9 protein-coding genes are annotated in these 8,088 nt (G+C 72.7%); all 9 read right to left on the reverse strand.

Features of this window, described 5'->3' with window-relative positions; genetic code table 11:
- Positions 1-35 precede the first annotated feature (35 nt).
- The gene (gene pcp / locus OGL89_RS16465; protein WP_263121258.1) at positions 36-659 is read right to left on the reverse strand and encodes a pyroglutamyl-peptidase I; all 624 of its coding nucleotides are present in this window, start codon (positions 657-659) and stop codon (positions 36-38) included.
- The gene (gene coaE, locus OGL89_RS16470) at positions 656-1,273 is read right to left on the reverse strand and encodes a dephospho-CoA kinase (protein WP_263121259.1); all 618 of its coding nucleotides are present in this window, start codon (positions 1,271-1,273) and stop codon (positions 656-658) included. Before coaE ends, pcp begins: the two co-directional genes overlap by 4 nt.
- 21 nt (positions 1,274-1,294) lie before the next feature.
- Positions 1,295-2,068: an imidazole glycerol phosphate synthase subunit HisF gene (hisF, locus tag OGL89_RS16475; RefSeq protein WP_263121260.1), complete on the reverse strand. Its 774-nt coding sequence runs from the start codon at positions 2,066-2,068 to the stop codon at positions 1,295-1,297.
- Position 2,069: 1 nt separating this feature from the next.
- On the reverse strand, positions 2,070-2,966 hold the full coding sequence (locus OGL89_RS16480) for an FKBP-type peptidyl-prolyl cis-trans isomerase (RefSeq protein ID WP_263121261.1): 897 nt from the start codon (positions 2,964-2,966) through the stop codon (positions 2,070-2,072).
- Between the two features lie 87 nt (positions 2,967-3,053).
- The gene (gene pafA / locus OGL89_RS16485) at positions 3,054-4,421 is read right to left on the reverse strand and encodes a Pup--protein ligase (protein WP_263121262.1); all 1,368 of its coding nucleotides are present in this window, start codon (positions 4,419-4,421) and stop codon (positions 3,054-3,056) included.
- Positions 4,421-5,128 carry a proteasome subunit alpha gene (prcA, locus tag OGL89_RS16490; RefSeq protein ID WP_263121263.1) on the reverse strand — a complete coding sequence of 236 codons (708 nt, stop codon included), beginning with the start codon at positions 5,126-5,128 and terminating at the stop codon, positions 4,421-4,423. Before prcA ends, pafA begins: the two co-directional genes overlap by 1 nt.
- A gap of 164 nt (positions 5,129-5,292) precedes the next feature.
- Entirely contained in the window at positions 5,293-6,126 is an 834-nt protein-coding gene (gene prcB / locus OGL89_RS16495) for a proteasome subunit beta (protein ID WP_263121264.1), read from the reverse strand.
- The gene (locus OGL89_RS16500) at positions 6,127-6,330 is read right to left on the reverse strand and encodes a ubiquitin-like protein Pup (protein ID WP_263121265.1); all 204 of its coding nucleotides are present in this window, start codon (positions 6,328-6,330) and stop codon (positions 6,127-6,129) included.
- A 38-nt stretch (positions 6,331-6,368) separates the two neighbouring features.
- Positions 6,369-7,997, reverse strand: coding sequence for a depupylase/deamidase Dop (dop, locus tag OGL89_RS16505; protein WP_346770725.1), 1,629 nt, complete (start codon positions 7,995-7,997; stop codon positions 6,369-6,371).
- Between the last annotated feature and the right edge of the window lie 91 nt (positions 7,998-8,088).

Genomic DNA, 8,088 nt, shown 5'->3' on the forward strand with positions numbered 1-8,088 from the left:
GTGAGGCGTGCGGCGAGCCGGCCCCTCCGGCCGGGTCAGTGCTCCGTCCCGGCCGTCACCGCCAGGTCGTCGGCGGTGGTGAGGGCCGCGTGCAGGATCGCGCCGAGCGCCCGTCCCGCGTCCTGCGCGGACATCGACGGCTCCCCCGGCGGCATCTGCTCCGGCAGCCGCGGTACGTGCACGAACCCGCCGCGCACCTGCTGCTCCCCGACCGCGTAGGCGATGGTGTTGCAGACGAAGGTCCCCGCGGTGTTGGAGACCTCGCCCGGCACCCCGGCGGCCTGGACCGCGAGCATCGCGGCCTTCACCGGCAGCGTCGAGAAGTGCGCCGCCGGTCCGCCGTCGACCACCGGGACGTCGACCGGCTGCGCGCCGTCCTCGTCCGGGATCCGGGCGTCCTGAACGTTGATGCCGACCCGTTCGATCGACACCCGGCCCCGGCCGCCGGCCTCGCCGACGCAGACCACCAGATCCGGACGGTGCTCGGCGATCAGCGCGCGCAGCCGTCCGGGCGCCCGGGCGAAGGACACCGGCAGGAGCGCCGTCACCAGCGTCGAGGGCGCGGACCACCCGCGTTCGACCTCGCGCACGGCCGCCCAGGAGGCGTTGACCTGCTGCCCGTCGAAGGGCTCGAACCCGGTGAGCAGGACGGTCGTCATGCGCGTTCCTCGTCCCGTTCCTCCAGGAGCCGGACCCACAGCCCGTCGACCTGCTCCCGCAGCCCGTCGGGGCTCCCGTTGCCGTCCAGCAGCACGTCCGCCACGGCGGTCCGGGCGTCGTCGCCGACCTGGGCGTCGATCCGGTCGCGCGCGTCCGCCTCGGACAGGCCGCGCCCCTGCACCAGGCGGTCGACCCGGAGCTCGACCCCGGCCAGCACCGCGACCACCAGGTGGAAGGAGTCGTCCCGGCCGGACTCGGCCAGCAGCGGGATGTCGTGCACCACCACCGCGTCCGGGTCGGCGGCGGCCGCGGCGGCCTCCCGCTCGGCGGCCAACCGATGCACGATCGGGTGCACGATGTGGTTGAGCCTGGTGCGGGCCGCCGCGTCCGCGAACACGATCCGGCCCAGCGCCGGGCGGTCCAGTCCGCCGTCCGCGGCCAGCACCCCGGGGCCGAAGGCGGCCACCACCTCCTCCAGCCCGGCGGTGCCGATGGCGACCGCCTCCCGCGACAGCAGGTCGTAGTCGATCACCACCGCCCCGAGCTCGGCGAGGCGGGCCGCGGCGACCGACTTGCCTGCCGCGATGCCCCCGGTCAGTCCGATGCGCTGCATCCGCCCATCCTGCCCCGGGTGTCAGCGCACCGCGAAGCCCCGCGCCCGCAGGTGGTCCTTGACCTCGCGGATGCTCAGGGTGCCGAAGTGGAACACGCTCGCGGCCAGCACCGCGTCCGCCCCGGCCTCGGCGGCCTGGGCGAAGTGCTCGACGGTGCCGGCGCCCCCGGAGGCGATCAGCGGGATCCGGACCTCGCCCCGGACCGCGCGCAGCATCTCCAGGTCGAAGCCGTCCGTGGTGCCGTCGGCGTCCATCGAGTTGAGCAGGATCTCCCCCGCGCCGAGCTCGGCCGCGCGGGCGGCCCAGGCGACGGCGTCGATGCCGGTGCCGCGGCGCCCGCCGTGGGTGGTGACCTCGTAGCCGGAGTCGGTGGAGGTGTCGCCGACCCGGACCCGGCGGGCGTCGACCGAGAGCACCAGGACCTGGGAGCCGAAGCGCTGGGCGATCTCGCCGATCAGCTCGGGCCGGGCGATGGCGGCGGTGTTGACGCCGACCTTGTCCGCACCGGCCCGCAGCAGGCGGTCGACGTCCTCCGGCGAACGCACGCCGCCGCCCACGGTCAGCGGGACGAAGACCTGCTCGGCGGTGCGGCGGACCACGTCGTAGGTGGTCTCCCGGTCCGAGGAGGACGCGGAGACGTCGAGGAAGGTGACCTCGTCGGCGCCGTTGGCGTCGTAGGTCGCGGCGAGCTCCACCGGGTCACCGGCGTCCCGCAGGTTCTCGAAGTTGACGCCCTTGACCACCCGGCCGGCATCGACGTCCAGGCACGGGATCACGCGCAGCGCGACGGACACGTCATTCCCCCTCGGTGGCGGTGGCGCCGTCGGTCGGCGTGGCGGCCGGCGCACGGGTGGCGAGCAGGTCGATCACGAAGACCACGGTCTGCCCGGCGAACTCCTCGGACTGGGTCACGCCCAGCGCGTAGGACGGCGGGACGACCACCATGACCTGCGAGCCGACCGCCTGCTCCAGCAGCGCCTCGGACCAGGCCGGGACGTCGGAGAGCGTGAAGGTCTGCGGGCTCCCGGAGGTCCAGGTGGAGTCGATCTCCTGCCCGTCGGCCCACACGAAGCCGGTGTACTGCACGGTGATGACGTCACCCGAGCCGACCTGCTGCCCGGTGCCGCGGATCAGCGGCTGCACGGTGAGGTCGCCGGGCGGCTCGGTGCCGGTCGGGGTCAGCGTCGGCGCGCCGTCCTCGCCCAGGGTGACGGTGGGCATGCCCTCCCGCGGGGCGACCGCCTCGCCGTCGGCCCGGGTGGGCAGCACGTCGAGCACGGTGACCGTGGGGTACGAGGCGGCCGAGGCGCTGGAGGCCGGGGCGATCTGGACCAGGCGGGCGCCGACCTTCTGGCCGCTGAGCGTGGCGTAGAGGTCCTTGCCCAGGTCCTCCTCGGTCAGCATCCGCGGGGTGGGGCTGGAGGTGTAGGACTCCTTGACCAGGCTGGCGTCGTCGGCGTTCTCCAGCCAGAAGTCCAGCAGCACCGGGCGGCCGTCGACCAGCTCCGGTCCGGTGCCCTCCCACACGGTCTCCCGGGTGGTCTCGGCGACCCGCAACGGGGTCCGGTAGGTCACCGTGGGGGCGGCACCGACGTCACCGGTCACCACCACCTCGGGGTCCTCGGGCGTGTTGTCGCCGCACCCGGCGAGCAACAGCACCGCGGCGGCGCACAGGGCCACGATCCGGCGCACGTCGATCCTTCCGTTCCAGCTGACACGACCGGCCCACAGTACTGGTCATGCGTGTGCGGGACGTGTGGGCAGGTGACGGAACCGTGCTCACATCGACTCGATCAGCCGCTCCACCCGCTCGTCGACGCTCCGGAATGGGTCCTTGCACAGCACGGTCCGCTGCGCCTGGTCGTTCAGCTTGAGGTGCACCCAGTCGACGGTGTAGTCCCGGTGCGCCTCCTGGGCCGCCTGCACGAACTCGCCGCGCAGCTTGGCCCGGGTGGTCTGCGGCGGTACCGACATCGCCTCGAACACCTCGACGTCGGTGGTGATCCGCTCCACCAGACCGCGCTGGGCGAGCAGGTTGTACAGCCCCTCGGTCCGGGAGATGTCGTGGTAGGCCAGGTCCATCCGCTGCACCCGGACGTCGGCGAGGTCGAGCCCGTGCTTGGCCCGGTAGCGCTCGATCAGCCGGTACTTGATCACCCAGTCCAGCTCCCGGTCGACCAGGGAGAGGTCGCCGGTCCGCAGGGCGCGCAGGCCCCGCTCCCACAGGTCGAGCACCCGGGCGATCTGCGGGGTGACGGCACCCTCGCCCTGGGTCGCGAGGAAGTCGGTCACCCGGCCGAGGTACTCCTCCTGCAGGTCGATCGCGGTGACGGTCCGGCCGCTGGCCAGGGTGATCGGCTGCCGGCCGGTCAGGTCGTGGCTGATCTCCCGGATCGCCCGGATCGGGTTCTCCAGGGTCAGGTCCCGCATCGGCAGCCCGGCCTCGATCAGCCGCAGCACCAGATCGGTGGCACCGACCTTCAGCATCGTGGTGGTCTCGGACATCGAGGAGTCGCCGACGATCACGTGCAGGCGCCGGAAGTGCTCGGCGTCGGCGTGCGGCTCGTCCCGGGTGTTGATGATCGGCCGGGAGCGGGTGGTCGCGGAGGACACCGACTCCCAGATGTGGTCGGCGCGCTGGGAGAAGCAGAACGTGGCACCACGCGGGGTGGTCAGCACCTTGCCCGCACCGGTGAGGATCTGCCGGGTGATCAGGAACGGCACGAGGACGTCGGAGGTGCGCGCGAAGTCCCCCTGACGCCGGACCAGGTAGTTCTCGTGGCAGCCGTAGGAGTTGCCCGCCGAGTCGGTGTTGTTCTTGAACAGGTGGATCCGGCCGGGCAGGCCCTCGTGCTCCAGGCGCTGCTGGGCGTCGGCGATCAGCCCCTCCAGGATCCGCTCCCCCGCGCGGTCGTGGGTGACCAGCTGACGCCAGTCGTCGCACTCGGCGGTGGCGTACTCCGGGTGCGAGCCGACGTCCAGGTAGAGCCGGGAGCCGTTGCGCAGGAAGACGTTCGACGACCGGCCCCAGGCCACCACCTTGCGGAACAGGTAGCGGGCGACCTCGTCGGCGGACAGCCCCCGGCCCTCGTCGGCGGCGCAGGTGACGCCGTACTCGGTCTCCAGGCCGAAGATCCTGCGCTCCATCAGTTCCCTCCGAGCAGTTCGGTGAGCACCGCTCCGGTCAGCCGCCGGAACGCCCGCCGCGGCCGGGTCCGGTCCAGCACGGCGACCTCCAGCTGCGCGGCGGGGATGACCCGTCGGTCGTCCTCCTCCGCACCCTCGGGCGGTGCGCCGAGCACCCGGACCGCGAGGTCGAGCACCGCGGCCAACGGCATGCCGGGGGTCCAGCGGCCGGCGATCTCCTCGCGCAGCCGGTCGGACTGGCCGCCCATCACCACGAAGCCCTGCTCGTCGGTGACCGAGCCGTCGTAGGACAGCCGGTAGATCTGGTCGGTGTCCGGGCCGTCGCCGACCTCGGCCACCACCAGCTCGACCTCCAGCGGCTTGGACTCGGTGGTGAAGACCGTGCCGAGGGTCTGCGCGTAGGCGTTGGCCAGGCCGCGCGCCGCCACGTCCCGGCGGTCGTAGGAGTAGCCGCGCAGGTCGGCGTACCGCACCCCGGCGACCCGCATGTTCTCGAACTCGTTGTACTTCCCGACCGCGGCGAAGGCGATCCGGTCGTAGATCTCCGAGACCTTGTGCAGGGCGCGGGACGGGTTCTCGGTGGCGAAGGCGATGCCGTCGTCGTAGGCGAGCACGACGACCGAGCGACCGCGGGCGATGCCCTTGCGCGCGTAGTCGGCCCGGTCCTTCATCAGCTGCTCGGGCGACACGTAGAACGGCATGCTCATCTCGGGGTCCCCTCGGAAGCAGGAGCGAAGCGAGTGCTTGCGTGGGGTGAGTTCATCTCGGGGTCCCCTCGGAAGCAGGAGCGAAGCGAGTGCTTGCGTGGGGTGAGTTCATCTCGGGGTCCCCTCGGAAGCAGGAGCGGAGCGAGTGCTTGCGTGGGGTGAGTTCATCTCGGGGTCCCGTTCCCGCTGTTCTGGCGGTGCTGGGTCTGCCGGGCCGCCAGGATGTCGGCCACGGCGGCGCCCAGGTCGTGGTCGGGCACCCGCAGGTACCCGGCGGCGGAGACCGTGGCCACGACCGGCCAGATCGCCCGGGAGACGTCCGGGCCGCCGGTGGCGGAGTCGTCGTCCGCGGCATCCACCAGCGCCTCGAGCGCGACCCGGACGGCCTGCTCGGGATCCAGTCCGGCCCGCCACAGCTTCTTCAGCGAGCCCCGGGCGAACACCGAGCCGGAGCCGACCGCGTGGTGCTGGTGCTCCTCGTAGCGGCCGCCGGTCACGTCGTAGCTGAAGATCCGGCCGGTGCCGCGGTCGATGTCGAAGCCGGCGAACAGCGGGACGACGGCCAGGCCCTGCATCGCCAGGCCCAGGTTGCCGCGGATCATGGTGCTCAGCCGGTTGGCCTTGCCGTCCAGGGACAGCAGCGAGCCCTCGATCTTCTCGTAGTGCTCGAGCTCCAGCTGGAACAGCCGGACCAGCTCCACGGCCAGTCCCGCGGTCCCCGCGATGCCGACCGCGGAGAACTCGTCGGCGGGGAAGACCTTCTCGATCTCCCGGGACGCGATCTGCGAGCCCATGGTCGCGCGACGGTCGCCGGCCATCACCACCCCGCCGTCGAAGACGAGCGCGACGATGGTGGTGCCGTGCGGGGTGGCCGGCACCTCACCCACCGGCAGGGAGCCGCCCCGGCCGGGCAGCAGCTCGGGCGCGTAGCCCGCCAGGAACTCGGTGAAGGAGGAGGTGCCAGGAGTGGTGAAGGCGGCGGGCAGGCGGCCGGTCACTCACTGGCCGCCCTTCTGGACGAACCCGCGCACGAACTGCTCGGCATTGGACTCCAGGACGTCCTCGATGTCGTCCAGCAGCGCGTCCACGTCGGCGTCGCGCTGCTGGGCGCTCGCCTGGGCGTTCTCGACGGCTGTGTCATCAGCGCCGTCGACGGGCTCGTCGTCGCGCCGGGTGCCCTGCGTGTGCTCCTGACCGGCCATCTTCGTCTCCCTCGAGGTGTCGTGCAGCCCACCCTAGGTCAGCCGCCGAGTTTCTCCAGCAGGGAACCGGCGTCCGGGCTGGAATCCAGCAGCGGACCGACGTGCGCCCGGGTGCCGCGCAGCGGATCGCGCATCGGCACCCGCTGCAACGACGGCGCCCCGGGGACGTCGAAGACCACCGAGTCCCAGCTGGCGGCGGTGATCTGCGGGCCGAACCGGGCCATCACCTCGCCGCGGAAGTAGGCCCGGGTGTCGGCCGGCGGGTGGACGACCGCGTCGGCGACCTGGTCGTCGGTGGTCAGGCGCTCGACCGCACCGGCCGCCGCCAGCCGGTGGTAGAGCCCGCGCTCGGGACGGACGTCCGACCACTGCAGGTCGACGGCGAGCAGCTTGGGGTGGTCCCAGGCCAGCTCCTCCCGGCGGCGCATGCCGTCCAGCAGCCGGAGCTTGCCGACCCACTCCACCTCCCGGGCGCAGGACGCCGGGTCGACGGCCAGGCGGTCCAGGATCGACGCCCAGCGGTCCAGCACCTCGGCGGTCTCCGGGTCCGGGTCCGGGATCAGCTCGCGCAGTGCCTCCAGGTACACCCGCTGCAGGTCCAGAGCGGTCATCGCACGGCCGTCGGCCAGGTCCAGCGGCTCGCGGAGGCTCAGGTCGTGACTGACCCGGCCGAAGGCGTGCACCGGATCGGCCAGGGTCAGCGCGTCCAGCCGAGGACCCCAGTGCGAGGCGGCGCCGGAGGAGATCTGCTCGATCAGCCAGAGCACCAGGGAGGTGCTGCCGGTCTTGAGGAAGGTCGCGACCTCGAACAGGTTGGCGTCCCCGACGATCACGTGCAGCCGCCGCCAGAGCGCCGGGTCGGCGTGCGGCTCGTCCCGGGTGTTCACGATCGGGCGGCGCAGCGTGGTCTCCAGCCCGATCTCGGCCTCGACGTAGTCCGCGCGCTGGGACAGCTGGTAGCCCGGTCGCTCACCGCGCTGGCCGAGCCCGACCCGGCCGGAGCCGGTGAACACCTGGCGGCTGACCAGGAACGGGGTGATCCAGCTCGCCAGGTCGCCGAAGGGCACCGCGCGGTCGACGAGGTAGTTCTCATGGGTGCCGTAGGTGGCGCCCTTGCCGTCCACGTTGTTCTTGTAGAGCGCCACGTCCGGCAGCGCCTGGACACCGGCCAGCGCCCGCACGGATTCCAGCATCACCCGCTCCCCGGCGACATCCCACCGCACGAGGTCCCGCGGCGTGGTGACCTCGGGCGAGGAGTACTCCGGGTGCGCGTGGTCCACGTAGAGCCGGGCACCGTTGGTCAGGATGACGTTCACCGCACCCGGGTCCTCGTACTCGTCGTACTCCGGCCGGGGCCGCGTCTGCGGCGCGGAGGGACCGGTGGAGGCACCGGAGTCCGGGTCGGTGTCGCCGGAGGGCGCCGGGCGGGCCGGGTCGTCGGTGAGCTGCGAGGGGTGCGCGGCCGCACGCTGCAGGTGGAACCCGCGTGCGTCCTGCAGCGGATCCTCGTCGTCGTAGTCCCACCGGGCCTTGGTCCGGCCCGCCTGCTTGGCCGGGGCGTGCACCGCCACGACGTGCGAGGACAGCAGCATCGGGTTGGCGTTCGCCTTGCCGGGCTGCAGCACCCCGTACTCGGTCTCGATTCCCATCACGCGGCGCACGGTCACGCGGCCACCCTAGGCCGGGGCACGGACGAATGCGACGAACCTGTCGCCTGACGGGCGGTACGGGCGACAGGTTCGTCGCACTCGACGAACA

Origin of the sequence: Cellulomonas sp. RIT-PI-Y (assembly GCF_025642745.1) — a bacterium.
In the GTDB taxonomy this organism is placed as follows: domain Bacteria; phylum Actinomycetota; class Actinomycetes; order Actinomycetales; family Cellulomonadaceae; genus Cellulomonas.

Bases quoted from the DNA above. Each gene is read 5' to 3' on its own strand.
- pcp (WP_263121258.1), bottom strand. From the start codon at position 659: ATGACGACCGTCCTGCTCACCGGGTTCGAGCCCTTCGACGGGCAGCAG.
- coaE (WP_263121259.1), bottom strand. From the start codon at position 1,273: ATGCAGCGCATCGGACTGACCGGGGGCATCGCGGCAGGCAAGTCGGTC.
- pafA (WP_263121262.1), bottom strand. From the start codon at position 4,421: ATGGAGCGCAGGATCTTCGGCCTGGAGACCGAGTACGGCGTCACCTGC.
- prcA (WP_263121263.1), bottom strand. From the start codon at position 5,128: ATGAGCATGCCGTTCTACGTGTCGCCCGAGCAGCTGATGAAGGACCGG.
- OGL89_RS16500 (WP_263121265.1), bottom strand. From the start codon at position 6,330: ATGGCCGGTCAGGAGCACACGCAGGGCACCCGGCGCGACGACGAGCCC.